Raw genomic sequence first — 19,707 nt, forward strand, 5'->3', positions numbered from 1 at the left:
CACCTCGTTAAAAATCATCAGATTGCGTGAGCGAGACCGGGGCAGCGATGACCAGTGTGGGCTGCGTTAATGCCAGCAGCTGCGCCGCTGCGGCGTGGACATCGGTCAGGGCATGGATATCGTCGGTTTGCAGCAGCATTGGCAAATTCACCCCCGCCAGGACCGCCATCGGCGGCATCGTCGCGGGAGAAAACGCGTGATGGCTGGCGACGTTCCACGGGGTGCCGCTTTGCATGTCGCACAGCACCAGTACGCCATCCGCATTGCGCTGAGCCTTCGCCAGCGTGCTGGCGAAATCGTTTCGGAAGCCATCAATCCCGGCGGTTTCGCTGAGCGTAACGGGGAAGACAAACGGCAGCTCGCCATACACCAGCGTGGCGCTCTCCAGCAAAGCGCTCGCTAGCGGACCATGAGAAGCGACAATCACGTTGATCATTTTTACCCCCTGACCCAGGCTTTGACGGTGGCCAACTGCTGGCCAACGCCTTTGCCCCACGGTGTGATGCGGTATTCCCCCACGCCAGCGGGCACAATAAAGGTCTCGGCGTAGTGGACCACGAAAGGTGCAAAGGCCCCGGTTGGGCTCTCCACGCGGGCTTCGTCCCCGGCGACCAGGTTCAGGACGTTCACGCCGCCCCCGGTATGGTGGGTGACGGGTTTTGTGAACCAGTGCCGACGGGTTTCAATAAATTCTCGTTCGTGCAGTCCGGTGCGCTCCTCGCGCCAGCCGTCGCCTTCACCGATTGGTTCGATGTGGTTGACCAGATGTTCATGTACCCAGGAAGTCTCGCGCTGCCAGTCGATCACCCTGGCCCCGTGTTCGAGGTGTACCGGGCGCGGCAAGCCGTCCATTCCTAGGCGTCCCCAATCCCAAAGCTTGAAGGTGAAAATGTACGGCGTGGCGCTGATTTCCAGCACCATCGTGCCCGAACCGGAACAGTGAACGGTGCCTGCGGGGATCAGGAAATGATCGTGCTTGTGGGCAGGGATCTGATTGACGAAGCGGGCGTCATCAAAGGCGCATTGGCCCAACGCGGCCTGATGCAGATTGTCCAGCATCGCCTGCGGCTCAGTGCCGGTCTGGGTGCCGAGATACACCACCGCGCCCGGCTCGGCCTCCAGAATGTAGTAACTCTCATCCTGGGTGTAGTGCATCCCAAACTGCTGCTGGATGTATTCGGTTAGCGGATGCACCTGGAAACTGAGGTTTTGCCCCCCAATGGTGTCGAGAAAATCGAAGCGAATCGGAAACTCTGCCCCAAAGCGCGCATGCACTTTTTCGCCCAGCAGTTCGCGCGGGTGGAGCAGGACCGCATTTAAAGAAGGGATCTCGATCCGCACGTCGCCAAACCTTAGCAACAGGCTGTTTTCCTCGGGCACGCAGTCAAAACACCAGGCGTAGTTAGGCTTTGAGGGATCGAGATCGAACTGGTTTTTCATCCACTGGCCGCCCCACACGCCGGGATCGAAAAACGGTACTACCCGAAATGGACGCTGGACCGTTTGCGCCAGACCGGCACGCAGCGCATCGCCGCTGACCATTTTTGGATTATCCGCAACGGTGGTATCCAGCAGGAAATCGGCGCGGCGTAATAACGGGGTTTTGTGACGGTCAAACACCCGCCATTCGATAAAAAATGCCCGCTTGTAGCGACGCAGAATATCTTCATCGTGATTGTCCACGCCCCAGTTACCCAGCTCGCCGCTGCGCATCCGCTGTTGAATTTCCCAGCGCGGCAAATCGGCATACACCAGCACGTCACCGTCGTGGACCAGCGCAGCTCCTGGACCATACACAATCACCAGGCCACTGGCATCCTTGACCTGCTGGCGCAACGCGACCAGCGTCTGCGGGTCAAAAAATTCAGCGAGTTGATGGCAAGAAAGCACACCAAATACCCGATCGTCAGTCAGGTTCCGGGCCAGCAGCCTGTGCAGCGCTTCCTCGTTTTTACGTGCCGCTTCGCTGTTAATCAAGCAGCTGTCAGCGAACTGCGTGCGCAATGCCTGCTCAAGTTCATTGAGACGCACGCCGGGGTAGCAGTCGATCACCAGCACGGTTTTTCTGGCGTCAGAGAGGCGGGTATTCAGCACGGGCAAAAGCATTTTCCAGCCCTGCCAGGCCTGTTTGTCGTAACCCTTAATCGGGACTTCAGGGTGTTTATCGTAGTTCGTCGATTTCATTTTTCTCTCCTAACGTTCATGGCCTAAGATTAATCGATTAACCGATCGAGGGAAGGCTGGTTAATGGGATTAACCCGGCAAAAATAAGCGATAGGGGATTTTTATCTGTCAGGTTGTGAAGCGTCTCACAGGGAGTAATGCAAAATTGAGGTTATTCGATTAATCTGTGGCAAACACGAGGAGGAATCATGACCACTGTTACGCTGGCGCAGGTCGCTGCGAAGGCCGGAGTGTCGACCGCCACGGTCTCAATGGTGCTGCGCAATCGGGGGCGGATCTCGCAGGCCACCCGCGAAAGGGTGCTTCTGGCGTTGGATGAATCCGGGTATGTCTATAACCAGACCGCGGCAAATCTGCGCAATCGCAGCAGCAACCAGGTGGGGCTGCTGTTGCACGATATTACCAATCCGTTTTACGGTGAGATGACCGCCGGATTGAGCCATGAAATGGAGCGTCACGAGATGCTGTTGTTTCTGGCAAACAGCGAAGAGTCGGAAGAGCGACAGCAGAAGTTTGTTGATTCGCTGATGCGCAACAGTGCCTGCGGTATGGTGCTGTGCGCGGCCAGGGGCACGCCGCAGGCCTTTTTCGACGGTTTGAAGCGGCGCAATATCCCGGCCATTATGGTGGTGCGCCCGCTGGACGACCCGGATTTTGATTTTGTCGGCACCGACAACTTTCTCGGCTCGCAGATGGCGACAGCGCATTTACTGAAGCTGGGTCATCGGAACATTGCCTTTATTGGCGGCAGCCTCAATTCGGGGACCCGCGCCCAGCGTATCGGCGGGTTTACCAGCAAGCTGCTGGAACATGGTGTTGCACCCAAGCCGGAATGGATTGTCGCCTCGCAGGCCAGCCAAAGCGACGGGGCGCGGGTAGCGGAAGCACTGTTTAAACACTATCCGCAGATCACCGCCGCCGTCTGCTATCAGGATATTGTGGCCCTGGGGGTAATGCAGACGCTGCGCAAGGCAGGCCGAGAGCCGGGGCGTGATTTCGCGCTGGTCGGCTTTGACGATATCACCGAAGCGGCACTGGTCCAGCCTGCTCTGACCACGGTTTCGGTTGCCGCGAAAGAGATAGGGCGTAAGGCCGGAGAGCTGTTATTCAGCCGAATTCAGGGCAACAGTGAACCGCCAAAACGGATAATTCTTCCCCCTGCGCTGGTGGTCAGGGAATCCTGTGGTTTTGCTAATCATGCCTTTTACTGATATTTGCGGAAGTTTCACGTTAAATTCTAATTATGGCCGTTTTTAGTGGCAGCCTTTACTGGCGCTGGTTACTCTGAAAACGATTTACATTGTATTAACGAAGAGAATAGATATGCATGATGGAGACATCCGCGTCGCGATTGCGGGCGCGGGCGGCCGTATGGGACGGCAACTGATTCAGGCGGCAACACAGCTGGCGGGCGTGAAGCTCGGTGCCGCGCTTGAGCGCGAAGGCTCTTCCTTACTCGGCGCAGATGCCGGGGAACTGGCGGGCATTGGCGCGACGGGCGTGAAAGTTCAGAGCTGCCTCGATGCGGTGAAAGATGATTTCGATGTCTTTATCGATTTCACTCGCCCGGAAGGCACGCTGACGCACCTGGCTTTTTGCCGTGAGCACGGCAAAGGCATGGTTATCGGCACCACCGGTTTTGACGACGCGGGCAAGCAGGCCATTCGTGACGCAGCTGACAGCATCGCGATTGTCTTCGCGGCTAACTTTAGCGTCGGGGTGAACGTGATGCTAAAGCTGCTGGAAAAGGCGGCGAAAGTGATGGGCGATTACACCGACATCGAAATCATCGAAGCGCATCATCGGCATAAAGTGGATGCCCCCTCCGGCACCGCGCTGGCGATGGGTGAAGCGATTGCTCATGCCATGGACAAAGATTTGAAAGCGTGCGCGGTGTACAGCCGGGAAGGCTACACCGGCGAGCGCGTACCAGGCACCATCGGTTTTGCCACCGTACGTGCTGGCGACATCGTCGGGGAACATACGGCGATGTTCGCCGATATCGGCGAACGTGTCGAAATTACGCATAAAGCCTCCAGCCGTATGACCTTCGCCAATGGCGCAGTGCGCTCCGCTTTATGGCTTAAAGAGAAGCGTAACGGTCTTTTTGATATGCGTGACGTGCTTGATCTCAACAGTTTGTAACGATTTTACCCCCATCGTGATGTGGTTGTGGCAATCGTAATGTGTTGATTGCAGAGGGCAATAATTTATTGCCCTTTAATTTTACCCCTGTTTTATGTGTTTGATGAGTGTGAGCTTTAAAAACACCTATCTTCTGCTCGATTCCTGTTGAGGAATTGTAAATTTTGACCATCTGGTCCACTTTTTCACTTCCCGGCGGGGGGTTTCACATTTATCCTGCTGCGCAAGCGTTTCCAGAAACCTTGTTTGCTGATCTTTTTGCCTGTTTTACAGCTCCATATCCACCAGTGGCGTAAAATGATATAAAAAATACCGCCTTTACGTTGACTTTCTCTGCGTAAATATCCAGAATGCCGCCGTTTGCACGAATTTCGCGGGCAGCAGATTTGCATTGATTCGTCATATTGAGTGAATTAATATGCAGATAAACTGAGTGAATATTCTCTGGAGGATGTTTTGATTAAGTCAGCGCTTTTGGTTCTGGAAGACGGAACCCAGTTTCACGGTCGGGCCATAGGGGCAACGGGCACGGCGGTTGGGGAAGTCGTTTTCAATACTTCAATGACCGGTTATCAAGAAATCCTCACTGATCCTTCCTATTCTCGCCAAATCGTCACTCTCACTTATCCCCATATCGGTAATGTCGGCACCAATGCCGCTGACGAAGAATCTTCCCAGGTACACGCCCAAGGCCTCATCATTCGCGACCTGCCACTGATTGCCAGCAACTACCGCAACACCGAAGACCTCTCTTCTTACCTGAAACGTCACAACATCGTGGCGATTGCCGATATTGATACCCGCAAGCTGACCCGCCTGCTGCGTGAGAAAGGTGCTCAGAACGGCTGTATCATCGCCGGTGATAACCTGGATGCGGCGCTGGCGCTGGAAAAAGCCAAAGCCTTCCCGGGCCTGAACGGCATGGATTTAGCGAAAGAAGTGACCACCGCAGAGCGCTACAGCTGGACCCAGGGCAGCTGGACGCTGGCAGGTGAGCTGCCAGAAGCGAAGAAAGAAGAAGAGCTGCCGTTCCACGTGGTGGCGTACGACTACGGCGCGAAGCGCAACATCCTGCGCATGCTGGTGGATCGCGGCTGCCGCCTGACGGTGGTTCCGGCGCAAACCTCTGCCGAAGACGTGTTGAAAATGAATCCGGACGGGATTTTCCTTTCAAACGGTCCTGGCGACCCGGCCCCGTGTGACTATGCGATTACCGCGATTGAGAAATTCCTCGAAACCGAGATCCCGGTGTTCGGCATTTGTCTCGGCCATCAGTTACTGGCGCTGGCGAGCGGCGCGAAAACCACCAAGATGAAGTTCGGCCACCACGGCGGCAACCATCCGGTGAAAGATATCGACAACAATACGGTGATGATCACCGCGCAGAACCACGGTTTTGCGGTTGATGAAACCTCAATGCCTGCCAACCTGCGCGTGACCCACAAGTCGCTGTTCGACGGCACCCTACAGGGCATTCATCGCACTGACAAACCGGCGTTCAGTTTCCAGGGACACCCGGAAGCGAGCCCAGGCCCGCACGATGCCGCGCCGCTGTTCGATCACTTCATCGAACTTATCGAGCACTACCGTTCTACCGCCACTCTTAATAGCAAGTAAGTATCAGGAGCTAAGAAAACCATGCCAAAACGTACAGACATAAAAAGCATCCTGATCCTTGGCGCTGGTCCGATTGTTATCGGTCAGGCCTGCGAGTTCGACTACTCCGGTGCCCAGGCGTGTAAGGCGCTACGCGAAGAGGGCTACCGTGTCATTCTGGTGAACTCCAACCCGGCAACCATCATGACCGACCCGGAAATGGCTGATGCGACCTACATTGAGCCGATTCACTGGGAAGTGGTACGCAAGATCATTGAAAAAGAGCGTCCGGATGCGGTGCTGCCGACCATGGGCGGCCAGACGGCGCTGAACTGTGCGCTGGAGCTGGAACGTCAGGGCGTGCTGGCTGAGTTCGGTGTGACCATGATTGGTGCCACTGCTGACGCCATCGATAAAGCCGAAGACCGTCGCCGTTTCGACGTGGCGATGAAGAAAATTGGCCTCGATACCGCGCGTTCCGGTATCGCGCACAATATGGAAGAAGCCCTGGCGGTTGCCGCGGACGTTGGTTATCCGTGCATCATTCGTCCGTCCTTCACCATGGGCGGCACTGGCGGCGGGATCGCTTACAACCGTGAAGAGTTCGAAGAGATTTGCGAACGGGGTCTGGATCTTTCCCCCACGAAAGAGCTGCTGATTGATGAGTCGCTGATCGGCTGGAAAGAGTACGAGATGGAAGTGGTGCGTGATAAAAACGACAACTGCATCATCGTTTGCTCTATCGAAAACTTCGATGCGATGGGCATCCATACCGGTGACTCCATCACCGTTGCTCCAGCGCAGACCCTGACCGACAAAGAATACCAAATCATGCGTAACGCCTCGATGGCGGTGCTGCGTGAAATCGGCGTGGAAACCGGCGGCTCTAACGTCCAGTTCTCCGTTAACCCGAAAAACGGTCGCCTGATTGTTATCGAAATGAACCCACGCGTGTCGCGTTCTTCGGCGCTGGCGTCGAAAGCTACCGGTTTCCCGATTGCCAAAGTGGCGGCGAAACTGGCGGTGGGTTACACCCTCGATGAACTGATGAACGATATCACGGGCGGACGCACTCCGGCCTCATTTGAGCCCTCTATCGACTACGTCGTCACCAAAATCCCTCGCTTCAACTTCGAGAAGTTTGTTGGCGCGAATGACCGCCTGACCACCCAGATGAAATCTGTGGGTGAAGTGATGGCGATTGGTCGCACGCAGCAGGAATCGATGCAGAAAGCGCTGCGCGGCCTGGAAGTGGGGGCCACCGGCTTCGACCCGAAAGTGAGCCTCGACGATCCGGAAGCGCTGACCAAAATTCGCCGTGAACTGAAAGACGCAGGCGCAGAGCGTATCTGGTACATCGCCGATGCTTTCCGCGCAGGTCTGTCCGTCGACGGCGTGTTCAACCTGACCAATATCGATCGCTGGTTCCTGGTGCAGATTGAAGAGCTGGTTCGTCTCGAAGAGCAAGTGGCTGAGGTCGGGATCACGGGTTTGAATGCGGACTTCCTGCGGACTCTGAAACGTAAAGGCTTCGCCGATGCGCGTCTGGCAAAACTGGCTGGCGTGCGCGAGTCCGAAATCCGCAAGCTACGCGAACAGTACAACCTGCATCCGGTCTACAAGCGGGTGGACACCTGCGCGGCGGAGTTCTCCACCGATACCGCTTACATGTATTCCACTTATGAAGACGAGTGTGAAGCCAACCCGTCGGTGGATCGCGATAAAATCATGGTTCTCGGCGGCGGCCCGAACCGTATCGGCCAGGGTATCGAATTCGACTACTGCTGCGTTCACGCCTCGCTGGCGCTGCGTGAAGACGGGTACGAGACCATCATGGTCAACTGTAACCCGGAAACCGTTTCGACCGACTACGACACCTCTGACCGCCTGTACTTCGAGCCGGTGACCTTTGAAGACGTGCTGGAAATCGTGCGCATCGAGAAGCCGAAGGGCGTTATCGTGCAGTACGGCGGTCAGACTCCGCTGAAGCTGGCGCGTGCGCTGGAAGCCGCAGGCGTGCCGATTATCGGCACCAGCCCGGATGCTATCGACCGTGCAGAAGACCGCGAACGTTTCCAGCAGGCGGTTGACCGTCTGAAGCTGAAACAGCCAGCCAACGCCACCGTGACCGCGATTGAAATGGCGGTAGAGAAAGCGAAAGAGATTGGCTACCCGCTGGTGGTACGCCCTTCCTACGTGCTCGGCGGCCGCGCGATGGAAATCGTGTATGACGAAGCCGACCTGCGTCGCTACTTCCAGACCGCGGTCAGCGTCTCTAACGATGCGCCAGTGCTGCTGGACCGTTTCCTCGACGATGCGGTTGAAGTGGACGTGGACGCCATCTGCGACGGCGAAAATGTGCTGATTGGCGGCATCATGGAACACATTGAGCAGGCAGGCGTTCACTCCGGTGACTCCGCGTGTTCTCTGCCAGCCTACACCCTGAGCCAGGAAATCCAGGACGTGATGCGCCAACAGGTGCAGAAGCTGGCCTTCGAGCTGCAGGTGCGCGGTCTGATGAACGTGCAGTTTGCGGTGAAAGACAACGAAGTGTACCTGATTGAAGTCAATCCACGCGCCGCGCGTACCGTGCCATTCGTCTCTAAAGCCACCGGCCTGCCGCTGGCGAAAGTGGCGGCACGCGTGATGGTCGGCCAGACTCTGGCGCAGCAGGGCCACCTGGAAGAAATCATCCCGCCGTACTACTCGGTGAAAGAAGTGGTGCTGCCGTTCAACAAATTCCCGGGCGTTGATCCGCTGTTAGGGCCAGAAATGCGCTCTACCGGGGAAGTGATGGGCGTGGGGCGTACCTTTGCGGAAGCATTCGCCAAAGCGCAACTCGGCAGCAACTCCACCATGAAGAAGCAGGGCCGGGCGCTGCTCTCCGTGCGTGAAGGTGACAAAGAGCGCGTTGTAGACCTGGCGGCAAAACTGCTGAAACAGGGCTTCGAGCTGGATGCGACGCACGGCACCGCGGTGGTGCTGGGCGAAGCGGGCATCAACCCGCGCCTGGTGAATAAAGTGCATGAAGGTCGACCGCATATTCAGGACCGTATCAAGAATGGCGAATACACCTACATCATCAACACCACCGAAGGGCGTCAGGCGATTGAAGACTCCAAGCTGATTCGCCGCAGCGCGCTGCAGTACAAAGTGCATTACGACACCACCCTGAACGGCGGGTTTGCGACAGCCATGGCGCTGAACGCGGATGCTACCGAGAAGGTGATTTCGGTGCAGGAAATGCACGCGCAGATCGCTAAGTAAGCGTTACTCTGCATGCCCGGCTGCACTCGCGCTTGCCGGGCATGCACGCCTCACACAGTAGGCCGGGCGTCAGCCGATAGCCTCATTTTCCCCTCTCAGAGTGTTCTGGTTTTCCAACTGCGCTCAATCAGTTAGCCTAAAATCGTTAGACAGATAATGATTCTTAAACTGAAGAGCACGGGAGAACACCATGCGTCACAATCTACTGATCACCTCTATTTTCGCCGCAGCAACCCTGTTTACCGTAGCGGGTTGTTCCTCAAACCAGGCGCTGAAAACCACCGATGGTAAAACCATCGTCACCGACGGCAAACCAGAGGTAGATAGTGATACCGGTCTGGTGTCCTATAAAAATGCGGAAACCGGCAAGACCGAACAAATCAACCGCGATCAGGTTCAGTCGATGGGCGAACTGGATAATTAATCCCCTTTATTGATTCGCTCTGTTCGATTTTTCCTATTGTTGTTTCTTGCTCGCAGGATGTTGACCCTTATCAATGGTTACTCTTTGTGAGTAGATGAAAATCACTCTCCAAATACTGGAGAGTGATTATGGAAGAACACAATAAATCTGAAGATGAACATCGTTTATCTCTTTCACGGCGAGATGTTTTAAAGTCAGGTTCCTTACTCCTGACCCTACCTTTTGTTTCTCTTAAACTGCGAGCTGCCCCAGACGGTGAGAAGACGTCGTCGCTGCCGACGGGCGAAGGGGAGAAGGTGGTTGCAACCTGCAGCACCTTTGACTGTGGGGGCAAATGCGATATTCGTGCCCATGTGACCGATGGCGTTGTCACCCGAATTTCTACCCGCCCGGATAACGAACTCGATCCCGAAATGCCGATTATGCGCGCCTGCGTACGGGGGCGTGGGTATCGGAAATTCGTATACCATCCTGACCGCCTTAAGTACCCGATGAAGCGCGTGGGTAAGCGTGGGGAAGGCAAGTTTGTACGAATCTCATGGGATGAGGCCACCACGCTGATTGCTGATAATCTTCGGCGTATCACAACCAAATACGGCCCAGAATCGCGGTTTATGCATAACAATACCGCCACCAGTGGCGGGGCGTTTTCCGGCGACGGTATGATGAAGCGCCTGCTAAACCTGACCGGCGGCTACCTCTCTTATTATCATTCTGTGAGTCTCGGCAACACCGTCGCCGCCACGCCTTATACCTACGGTGTGGCAGCCAGCGGTAACTCGCTGGATACCCTGAAAGACACGCCTTTGGTTATTCTTTGGGGGCATAATCCGACCGAAACCATTTTCGGCCATACCAACCATTATTTTCAGCAGATGAAGCAAAACGGAACACGTTTTGTGGTCGTCGATCCGCGCTATTCCGACACCACCTCTTCACTGGCCGATGAATGGATCCCCTTACTGCCGACCACTGATAACGCGATGATGGACGCGATGATGTACGTCATTATCAGCGAAGGGCTGCATGATAAAGCCTTCATCTCCCGTTACACCCTGGGCTTCGATGAAGCGTCGATGCCGGAGGGCGTTCCGGCGAACGAATCGCTGGTGGCGTATCTGATGGGGCAAAAGGATGGCGTGGTGAAAACGCCGGAATGGGCCGAGAGCATCACCCATGTTCCGGCCCAGACCATTCGCCAGCTTGCGCGCGACTATGCAACAACCAAACCTGCCGCGTTGATTCAGGGCTGGGGACCACAGCGACATAACTGTGGAGAGCGTACCGCACGCGGATCCACGCTATTGGCAACGATCACCGGGAATGTTGGCGTGAAGGGCGGCTGGGCTGCGGGCTACGGTGGTTGCGGCAATCGTAAATTCACTACCGGCGTCGAAACGCTTGATAATCCGGTGAAAGAAAATATCTCCATCATGAACTGGGTCCAGGCGGCAGAGGATGCCAGCAAAGTGACGCCGGAGGATGGCCTGAAGGGGGGCGAAAAACTCAAAAGCAATATTCGAATTTTGTTCTCACTGGCGGGCAACTACCTGGCCAATCAAAATCCCGATGTTAATCAAGCAGTCAAGGTTCTCGAAGACGAATCGAAGATTGAGTTTATCGTCGTCAGCGATTTGTATATGACCCCCAGCGCGAAATATGCCGATCTGCTGTTACCCGAAACCAGTTTTATGGAGCGCTGGAATATTGGTGAAACCTGGGGGACCGCGAATTATCTGGTGCTGTCTGAAAAGTTGATCGAGCCCGAGTTTGAACGCCGAAGTGATTATGACTGGCAGCGCGATGTCGCCAGAAAACTCGGCGTAGAAGCAGAGTTTAGTCAGGGACGCGATGAGAAACAGTGGGTTGAACACATTTGGCAACAGACATGCCTGGCGATGCCGGATGAAAAGTTGCCCACCTTTGAAGAGCTGCAAATCACCCGTCGGCATCTTTTCAAAAGCGCGCCGTGGGTTGCGTTTGAAGAGAATATTCGCGATCCGCAGAATCACCCGTTTCCTACCCCGTCAGGAAAAATTGAGATCTTTTCTCAGCGGCTCTATGACATGCATCATCCGGAGATCCCGGCGTTATCCCATTATGTTCCGGCCCATGAGGGGCCAGAAGATCCGTTGACCACGCGCTTCCCTTTACAGTTGATAACCTGGAAAGGCAAAAACCGGGCGAACTCAACGCAGTACGCCAACCCCTGGCTGCAAGAGGTACAAGCGCAAAAACTGTGGATTAACCCCCTTGATGCCGAGCCGCGCGCGATACAGCAGGGCGATGAGCTGCGGATTCATAACGAGAGGGGAGTCAGTCTGGTTGAGGCGGAAGTGACTCAGCGCATTATTCCCGGCGTGGTGGCGATGCAGGCAGGGGCCTGGTGGCAACCGGATAGTCAGGGGGTCGATCATGGCGGTTGCGCCAACGTCTTAAGCTCGTCGCGTATTACCGCCCTGGCGAAAGGGAATTCACATCAAACCATGCTGGTGGAGGTAGCGAAGCATGAGTCAGTTTAAGGAATATGCACCGGTCAGCGACAAGCAGTTGGGCTTTTTTATCGATTCATCACGTTGCTCAGGTTGCAAAGCCTGTCAGGTGGCGTGCAAAGATAAAAATAATCTGGAGGTCGGGCGGCGCTTTCGTCGGGTGTATGAAGTGAAAGGCGGCGGTTTTATGCCTACGGGCCAGGGCGGGGTGCAAAACACGGTGTTTGCTTACACCCTTTCCATTTCATGTAACCACTGCGCTGACCCGGTCTGTACCAAAAACTGTCCTACCACGGCGATGCACAAAAGGGCTGGCGATGGAATAGTGAGAGTCAACACCGACAAGTGTGTGGGCTGCGGATATTGCGCATGGTCTTGTCCTTACGGCGCGCCTCAGATGAATGAACAGACCGGTCAAATGTCCAAGTGTGATTTTTGTATCGACCTTCAGGCGCAGGGGGAACAACCCGTTTGCGTAGCCACCTGTCCGCTTGGCGCGATTCAGTTTGGCCCTATTGATGAACTGCGGAAAAAGTTTGGCGTGCTCTGCGATGTGAATGGATTGCCAGATTCGGCACTGACGCATCCCAACCTGGTGATAAAAGCGCATCAGGGCGCTGAGAAAAAGGAGAAGCGTAATGCATGAGTGGCCGCTGTTAATTTTTACTCTTTTGCTGCAAGGCGCAGTGGGACTGACTCTGTTTCTCTCCCTGGCGTGTGGTGGTGATAAGTTTGCCCCCAGCACGGCGCGGCGAATGCGGCTGCCGCTGTTTAGCGCCTGCGTATTGGCAGGTGTCGGGTTGCTGGCCTCGGTGTTTCACCTGGGCTATCCGTTGAATGCCTTTAATGCCCTGCGCCACCTCAGTAGCTCATGGCTGAGCCGTGAAATCCTTTTCGCTAGCCTGTTTCTGGCCTGTCTTGGCGTGAGCTTTTTGGCACTGCTGTGCAAGCTGAAGGTGGTGAAAGGGCTCTTACCGATTGCGGTGTTGCTGGGCCTGATTGATGTGTTTTGCATGAGCGAAATCTATATGCGCACCTCGGTGGTGACCTGGACGCACTTCAATACGCTCGTCATGTTCTATGGCTCGGTGGCGATTGTCGGGGGCGTGATGTTCAGCGTGGTTAGCGGGGCGCACAAGAGCGGCCTGTTACGTTGGGCCGCAGGAGCGATTGTGGCAGCGGTGCTGGCTCGGCTGCTGACACAAATTCCTTATATGACATGGCTGGCGGATGTCGGACTCAGTGATGCGCTAACTTTCCCACACCAGCCTTTGACGGCATTCCGGGCATTAGCTGACTGCCGTCTGGCTGGCTGGATCCTCTCCGTTATAGGTGCTGTTATCTTTGTCTGCGGGGCTGTCCGTGCGCAGCGAGGATGGCTCTTTATCGGTGGCGTAGTGCTGTTGGTGGCTGAAGTGCTGCTGCGCTTTGTGTTCTTCAGTATCCATTAATGCTGCGTTTTTCTTTGCCTGACTCCCCACCGTCTGCGGTGGGAGAGTCATGTGTGCATCATCAGTTTCGGCGTGCGTCATGCCGGGCGTGTGTGCGGGCATGTCCTGTTGAGGCGCTGGCGATAACGCCACAGAGGGTGTCACTCGCCGCGGATAAATGCCTTGGCTGTGGGAATTGTTTATACGTCTGCCCAACCGGGGCTCTCGAGAATCTGCTTCCCCCTCAGCGCTATTTTCGCGACCATCGCCTGATCTCGCCCTTAAGTGTGACGCCTCCGACTCTTAACGAACTGCTGCTATGGCACGCCCAGTATCATATTCGCGGGGTCGAAATGGCGTTGGATGAACATCCTCGCTGGGGAATGGCTATTGCCGCCTTGAACCTGACGTTGCAGAAGTTAGATGAGCCACGCTGGCAGATTTTCCCTTCCAGTGAAGCGGTCATCAACACGTCTCGTCGTCGTCTTCTTTCCGTTCGCAGCGATCCGAAAACCACCGCGACGGTTCAACCGGCTCCGCTGGCGGCGGCGTTCCCGGGATTCACAACCTTTACCCCGCGTCTGGATCCTGCTCGCTGTATTTTATGCGGGGCGTGTAGCCGGGTGTGTCGACAGCAGGCCCTAATTCAGAAAGAGGACGCTTTTCACATCCACTCCCAGGTATGTAATGGATGCGAAGCCTGTCATGCCGTCTGCCCGACGGATGCTATCAACGTGGTGTGCGCGGTGGTAAAGGCAGGGGAAATATCGTATCCGTTGCAACAGGCTCGATGCCAGTCGTGTCAGCGCGGGTTTTCATCATGGGATGAAGATACGTTGCAGTGTCCAATTTGCCGTCAGCATCATTATGGAATGCGCTAATAAAGATAAGTATGGCCGATGATTACGGAAGTCATTATTTGTTTTTTCGACAATGGGATATGCTTGAAAAGATGTTTCCTCTGTTAAGAGATCCTAATGATTTTGATTATTTATGCGCATCCTTATCCGCAGCGTTCGCATGCGAATAAGCGGATGCTTGAGCAGGCAAGGGAAATCGACGGCGTAGAAATCCGTTCGCTTTATCACCTCTATCCCGATTTCAATATCGACATCGCTGCGGAGCAGGAGGCGCTTTCCCGCGCCGACCTGATTATCTGGCAACATCCTATGCAGTGGTACAGCGTGCCGCCGCTTCTCAAATTGTGGATCGATAAAGTCCTGTCTCATGGCTGGGCCTACGGGCACGGCGGTCGCGCCCTGCACGGCAAAAGCCTCATGTGGGCGGTGACTACCGGCGGTGGGGACGATCACTTTGCCATTGGCAATTTCCCCGGCTTTGAGGTGCTGGCCCAACCGCTCCAGGCCACCGCCCTGTATTGCGGTCTGAAATGGTTGCCGCCTTTCGCCATGCATTGCACTTTTGTTTGTGACGATGAAACCCTTGCCGCGCAGGCGCGGCATTACAAACAACGTCTGCTGGAATGGCAGGAGGTGCATCATGGATAGTCATACCCTCATTCAGGCGCTGATTTACCTCGGGTCAGCGGCGCTGATTGTGCCGATTGCGGTGCGCCTCGGGCTTGGGTCGGTGCTCGGCTATCTGATAGCGGGCTGCATTATCGGGCCGTGGGGGTTACGGCTGGTGACCGATGCCGAGACGATTCTGCACTTTGCTGAAATCGGCGTGGTGCTGATGCTGTTTGTCATCGGGCTTGAACTCGATCCACAGCGGTTATGGAAACTGCGTGCCTCGGTGTTTGGCGGCGGTGCGCTGCAAATGGTGGCCTGTGGGGCATTGATCGGCGGCTTCTGCATGCTGCTGGGTTTGCAATGGCAGGTCGCGGTGCTGATTGGCCTGACGCTGGCGCTATCCTCTACCGCTATCGCCATGCAGGCGATGAATGAACGCAACCTGACGGTGTCGCAGCTCGGGCGCAGCGCCTTTGCGGTGCTGCTGTTCCAGGATATTGCCGCTATTCCGCTGGTGGCAATGATCCCGCTGCTCGCGGCGAGCGGAGCCTCAACCACGCTGGCAGCGTTTGGACTTTCCGCACTTAAAGTCGCGGGCGCGCTGGCGCTGGTTATTCTGCTTGGGCGGTACGTCACGCGTCCGGTGCTGCGTTTCGTGGCTCGCTCCGGCCTGCGAGAAGTGTTCAGCGCCGTGGCCCTATTTTTAGTCTTCGGCTTCGGGCTGATGCTGGAAGAGGTCGGCCTATCGATGGCGATGGGGGCGTTTCTGGCCGGGGTATTGTTGGCAAGCTCTGAGTATCGTCATGCGCTGGAAAGCGATATCGAGCCGTTCAAAGGCCTGCTGCTGGGACTGTTCTTTATCGGGGTCGGCATGTCTATCGACTTTGGCACCCTGGTCACCCATCCGTTACGCATTCTTATCCTGCTGGCGGGCTTCCTGATTATCAAAGCCGTGACGTTGTGGCTGATTGCGCGTCCGCTTGGGGTGCCGAAAGCGCAGCGGCGTTGGTTTGCCGCCCTGTTAGGGCAGGGCAGTGAGTTTGCGTTTGTGGTCTTTGGCACTGCGCGAATGGCCAACGTGCTCGACCCGGAATGGGCGAAGGCGTTAACCCTGGCGGTAGCGCTGTCGATGGCGGCCACGCCGATTCTGCTGGTCTTGCTGTCACGGCTAGAGAAAGCGGGCAGCGGTCAGGAACGTGAAGCTGATGAAATAGACGAAGAGCAGCCGCGGGTGATCATCGCCGGATTTGGCCGTTTCGGTCAGATTGCCGGGCGCTTGCTGCTCTCGAGCGGCGTTAAAATGGTTATCCTCGATCACGATCCGGACCACGTCGATACGCTGCGTAAATTCGATATGAAGGTCTTTTACGGTGATGCGACGCGGGTCGATATGCTGGAGTCAGCCGGGGCGGCCCGAGCGGAAGTGTTGATCAATTCGATTGACGATCCAAAAGCGAACCTGGCGCTAACGGAACTGGCGAAGGAGCATTTCCCGCACCTGAAGATTATCGCTCGCGCCCGCGATATCGATCACTACATTCAACTGCGCCAGGCGGGAATTGATGCGCCGGAGCGTGAAACCTTCGAAGGGGCGTTAAAGTCTGGCCGCATGGCGCTCGAATCATTGGGGCTTGGGGCGTATGAAGCGCGAGAACGTGCGGACATGTTCCGCCGATTCAATGTCCGGATGGTTGAGGAGATGGTGGATATGGCGGATGAGGATGAGGCATCCTTTGCGGCGGTCTTTAAACGGACCAGCGCCATGTTGACCGATATTATCAACGAAGACCGAAGCAATATGTCTCTTATTCAGCGTCATGGCTGGCAGGGCACCGAAGAAGGAAAACACACCGGGGATCCGGCTGACGAACCTGAAACGAAACCCTCGGCATAACGGGTACTTAGCCAGAAGGCGAAAAAATTTCGCCTTCTTTACTCTTGCCCATGTCGACGAAAGATTAAGCTTTCCGTATAGTGGCGGCAATTTTTGCATCCGGGATATTATCAATGATCAGTCTGATTGCGGCGTTAGCGGTGGATCGCGTTATCGGCATGGAAAACGCCATGCCCTGGAACCTGCCAGCCGATCTCGCCTGGTTTAAACGTACAACCTTAAACAAGCCGGTAGTGATGGGGCGTCTGACCTGGGAATCCATTGGTCGTCCGCTGCCGGGGCGTAAAAACATTGTCATCAGTAGCCAGCCAGGCACCGATTCTCGTGTTGAGTGGGTAAAATCGGTCGATGAAGCGATTGCCGCCTGTGGTGATGCGGAAGAAATCATGGTGATCGGCGGGGGACGCGTCTACGAGCAATTCTTGCCGAAAGCGCAGCGCCTGTATCTGACACACATAGATGCGGAAGTGGAAGGGGATACCCATTTCCCGGACTACGATCCGGACCACTGGGAATCCACGTTCAGTGAGTTTCATGATGCTGACGAGCAGAACTCGCACAGCTACTGTTTCGAGATTCTGGAACGTCGTTAAATTTCATCACCCCAATGCATAACGTATGGAAGTCTTACAGAAGTAGATTTTCGTACGTTATTAGCGAGTATTCTGTTTTTTTGACAATAATCATGCCAGAAAAGGTATGACGTCGTGTAAACACTAACAATTGGTCATACCCTGGACTACAGTGGATAAGTAATCCAGTCATATCACTCGAATGTACTTAGGGAGCAAGAAATGAGCGATAATAAAAAAAACATCGAAAATCAATTGATCCATGGTTTCGATTTAAACCTGTTAGAGGTTTTTGAACTGGTCTACGTATATGAAAGTGTACGTGAAGCCTCGTTGCGTCTGGGACGCAGCAGTTCTGCTATCAGCCAGTCCCTGAATAAATTACGCGAAATGTTTTCCGATCCCCTTTTTGTTCGCAGCGGAACCCGATTAATAAAAACAGCGACCGCGGTGAATATTCATTCTGCAATTAACGAAAATTATCTTGGCTTACTCAATAATTTACAGGAGCTGGTCAGTAATAATGTCCGTAATAGCGTGAATGTGTTTTGTTCGCCATACTGTGGGGTCCGGGTTTTGCCGGTTATCATGAACTATGTCACCCAAGAAAATATTGAATGTAATATTATTCATCAGACGCTGGAACTGGATGAAGTGAATCTTGACGATCAGCTCTCATTGCGTCAGGTAGATCTTATTTTTGATATTAACCCGATCTTCCGTACCGATATTGTCAACACCCCTGTGTCACTTGAACCTATTATTTGGGTATGCAGTAAAAATCATCCACGCATCAAGGATACTCTGACCCCAGAGATGATGAGGAACGAAAAATTTGTCAACTTTAATTCCCAGGGGATGTCAGTCAAGCAAGGGCAGGAAGAAATTAAAGACAAGTATGGCCAACGAAATATTATATTCAGTAGCGCATCCGTTTTTGCTACCGTGGCGGTGGTTGAGCAATCTGAGCTAATATCCCCGATGCCCGCATGGCTGTTTAATAAATACGGGTCGAGTTACATGCTGAAGCAATTAAAATCTGAACTGCCGTTACCCGATCTTCATATCTATATGATTAGCAGAAAGAGCACGCTGAGAAATGATGTGGTTAGACGTATATCTGAAGGGGTTGTGGCTGGGTTTCAATCTGGGATGTAAGAGTATAGTGTAATCAGCAGGGCGTGGGGTGATGGTTTACGGTAAAGATGTCTGACAGGCTCCAGAAAATGAACCCGTCAGACGTTATTATAACTTACTCGTAGGTTACGGTGAAATTGGCCACCGCATTTGCGGTGCCCGTGGTAATAACCTCTTCGGTTTGTATATACGCGGCCGTCAGCGGAATATTAAACCTTCCTTGTTGTGTCGTCTGTGCTACCAGGGTTTTTTTATCAAACTCAACAACTTTATCATTCAACTTCAGCTGAATACCTACGCCTTCTACGCTGCCTTTGGCTAAATCAATAATGCCATTTCCGTGTGTTGAAGTGGCGTCAAAACTAATATTGACGGCAGTATATGCAGAACATTGCAAAGGGATCTGGACATTCACAGGTGTCAGGGTAGAATTTACCCCCTTAAAATCTTCCCTTTTGGCGGTACCCATCGTCACCGGAATGGCGCTGTTACCGGTGATATAACATGATGGTTGCTTGACTATCACATTGCCGATATCGATAGTGAAAGCATCCCGTGCTCCCGAGCTGTCCTCCATCCGAATGTTCAATAACTGACCTGAGGTTACCGGACCGGGTGTAATATCACCCGTTTTAATGAAATCGACTCTTACCATTTGAACATAAATCGGCGTGGAGCCATCTCCGTTAATGACTTGACTAGTGCTATATCGGTAAACCAAGGAGTTATTTACGGTGACGCGCAGACCCACTCCTGCTACACCACTTTCCCTGGTAAAACCATCAATAGCGGGGAATATGCCGTTTATAAAATTATTTTGCATATAATCGCCAGTGCAATAATTAGCCAGGGTATATTGCTGGCTACTAGAGTAGCTCGAAATAGTCGCGCCCACGGGAAGCTCAGCCGCTGCGGTCATTTCCTTGTTTATCGTGATTTTCCCGGCTGTGGCAGGAAAACTACAGGTGCCGAGCGCCATGGCGTTATTAATACCGCAGGTCAGAAACAGGACTGCCAGCAATGACCACAGACAGTTCCTGACGGAACCTATTTTTTTGTACATAGTAGAGAAATTTTTCATTTAGCTTCCTCAT

16 protein-coding genes and 1 pseudogene are annotated in these 19,707 nt (G+C 54.3%); 14 read left to right on the forward strand and 3 right to left on the reverse strand.

The features are described 5' to 3' along the window. Window positions 1–7 precede the first annotated feature (7 nt). Both SIK69_RS01165 and SIK69_RS01170 read right to left on the reverse strand, forming a co-directional pair. Window positions 8–436: a PTS sugar transporter subunit IIA gene (locus tag SIK69_RS01165; protein WP_319785210.1), complete on the reverse strand. Its 429-nt coding sequence runs from the start codon at window positions 434–436 to the stop codon at window positions 8–10. 2 nt (window positions 437–438) lie between these two features. Beyond that, the gene (locus SIK69_RS01170; protein WP_319785211.1) at window positions 439–2,184 is read right to left on the reverse strand and encodes a class I mannose-6-phosphate isomerase; all 1,746 of its coding nucleotides are present in this window, start codon (window positions 2,182–2,184) and stop codon (window positions 439–441) included. A 188-nt stretch (window positions 2,185–2,372) separates the two neighbouring features. Between SIK69_RS01170 and SIK69_RS01175 the strand changes: the two genes are divergently transcribed. The 14 genes and pseudogenes from SIK69_RS01175 to SIK69_RS01235 all read left to right on the forward strand — a co-directional run bounded on the left by SIK69_RS01175 (window position 2,373) and on the right by SIK69_RS01235 (window position 18,634). Continuing rightward, a complete protein-coding gene (locus SIK69_RS01175) occupies window positions 2,373–3,395 on the forward strand; it encodes a LacI family DNA-binding transcriptional regulator (protein ID WP_319628236.1) in 1,023 nt (340 codons plus the stop codon). Window positions 3,396–3,507: 112 nt separating this feature from the next. After that, on the forward strand, window positions 3,508–4,329 hold the full coding sequence (gene dapB / locus SIK69_RS01180; RefSeq protein ID WP_319628235.1) for a 4-hydroxy-tetrahydrodipicolinate reductase: 822 nt from the start codon (window positions 3,508–3,510) through the stop codon (window positions 4,327–4,329). Between the two features lie 456 nt (window positions 4,330–4,785). Next, window positions 4,786–5,946, forward strand: a complete 1,161-nt coding sequence (carA, locus tag SIK69_RS01185) for a glutamine-hydrolyzing carbamoyl-phosphate synthase small subunit (RefSeq protein ID WP_319785212.1) — start codon at window positions 4,786–4,788, stop codon at window positions 5,944–5,946. Window positions 5,947–5,967: 21 nt separating this feature from the next. Then, window positions 5,968–9,192 carry a carbamoyl-phosphate synthase large subunit gene (gene carB, locus SIK69_RS01190; RefSeq protein ID WP_319628233.1) on the forward strand — a complete coding sequence of 1,075 codons (3,225 nt, stop codon included), beginning with the start codon at window positions 5,968–5,970 and terminating at the stop codon, window positions 9,190–9,192. Window positions 9,193–9,382: 190 nt separating this feature from the next. After that, the gene (locus SIK69_RS01195; protein ID WP_319628232.1) at window positions 9,383–9,616 is read left to right on the forward strand and encodes a YgdI/YgdR family lipoprotein; all 234 of its coding nucleotides are present in this window, start codon (window positions 9,383–9,385) and stop codon (window positions 9,614–9,616) included. A 128-nt stretch (window positions 9,617–9,744) separates the two neighbouring features. Continuing rightward, complete coding sequence (locus SIK69_RS01200) at window positions 9,745–12,138, forward strand: DMSO/selenate family reductase complex A subunit (protein WP_319785213.1); 2,394 nt, start codon at window positions 9,745–9,747, stop codon at window positions 12,136–12,138. Continuing rightward, on the forward strand, window positions 12,125–12,754 hold the full coding sequence (locus tag SIK69_RS01205; protein ID WP_319628230.1) for a DMSO/selenate family reductase complex B subunit: 630 nt from the start codon (window positions 12,125–12,127) through the stop codon (window positions 12,752–12,754). The genes SIK69_RS01200 and SIK69_RS01205 overlap by 14 nt, the downstream gene beginning before the upstream one ends. Then, window positions 12,747–13,559 carry a dimethyl sulfoxide reductase anchor subunit family protein gene (locus tag SIK69_RS01210; RefSeq protein ID WP_319628229.1) on the forward strand — a complete coding sequence of 271 codons (813 nt, stop codon included), beginning with the start codon at window positions 12,747–12,749 and terminating at the stop codon, window positions 13,557–13,559. The genes SIK69_RS01205 and SIK69_RS01210 overlap by 8 nt, the downstream gene beginning before the upstream one ends. Further along, a pseudogene (locus SIK69_RS22905) lies at window positions 13,559–13,768 on the forward strand (4Fe-4S dicluster domain-containing protein); the annotation flags it as partial. The gene SIK69_RS01210 and the pseudogene SIK69_RS22905, both read left to right, overlap by 1 nt. 57 nt (window positions 13,769–13,825) lie before the next feature. Further along, on the forward strand, window positions 13,826–14,419 hold the full coding sequence (locus SIK69_RS01215; protein ID WP_319628228.1) for a 4Fe-4S binding protein: 594 nt from the start codon (window positions 13,826–13,828) through the stop codon (window positions 14,417–14,419). Between the two features lie 96 nt (window positions 14,420–14,515). Beyond that, complete coding sequence (gene kefF / locus SIK69_RS01220) at window positions 14,516–15,046, forward strand: glutathione-regulated potassium-efflux system oxidoreductase KefF (RefSeq protein ID WP_319628227.1); 531 nt, start codon at window positions 14,516–14,518, stop codon at window positions 15,044–15,046. Beyond that, entirely contained in the window at window positions 15,039–16,904 is a 1,866-nt protein-coding gene (kefC, locus tag SIK69_RS01225; protein ID WP_319785214.1) for a glutathione-regulated potassium-efflux system protein KefC, read from the forward strand. The genes kefF and kefC overlap by 8 nt, the downstream gene beginning before the upstream one ends. Before the next feature lie 113 nt (window positions 16,905–17,017). Further along, on the forward strand, window positions 17,018–17,497 hold the full coding sequence (gene folA / locus SIK69_RS01230; protein ID WP_319628225.1) for a type 3 dihydrofolate reductase: 480 nt from the start codon (window positions 17,018–17,020) through the stop codon (window positions 17,495–17,497). A 201-nt stretch (window positions 17,498–17,698) separates the two neighbouring features. Then, window positions 17,699–18,634 carry a LysR substrate-binding domain-containing protein gene (locus tag SIK69_RS01235; RefSeq protein WP_319785215.1) on the forward strand — a complete coding sequence of 312 codons (936 nt, stop codon included), beginning with the start codon at window positions 17,699–17,701 and terminating at the stop codon, window positions 18,632–18,634. 94 nt (window positions 18,635–18,728) lie between these two features. Here the strand turns inward: SIK69_RS01235 and SIK69_RS01240 are convergent, their stop codons facing one another. Next, entirely contained in the window at window positions 18,729–19,694 is a 966-nt protein-coding gene (locus SIK69_RS01240) for a fimbrial protein (RefSeq protein ID WP_319785216.1), read from the reverse strand. Window positions 19,695–19,707 lie beyond the last annotated feature (13 nt).

This window comes from Scandinavium lactucae, assembly GCF_033843265.1.
GTDB lineage: Bacteria > Pseudomonadota > Gammaproteobacteria > Enterobacterales > Enterobacteriaceae > Scandinavium > Scandinavium lactucae.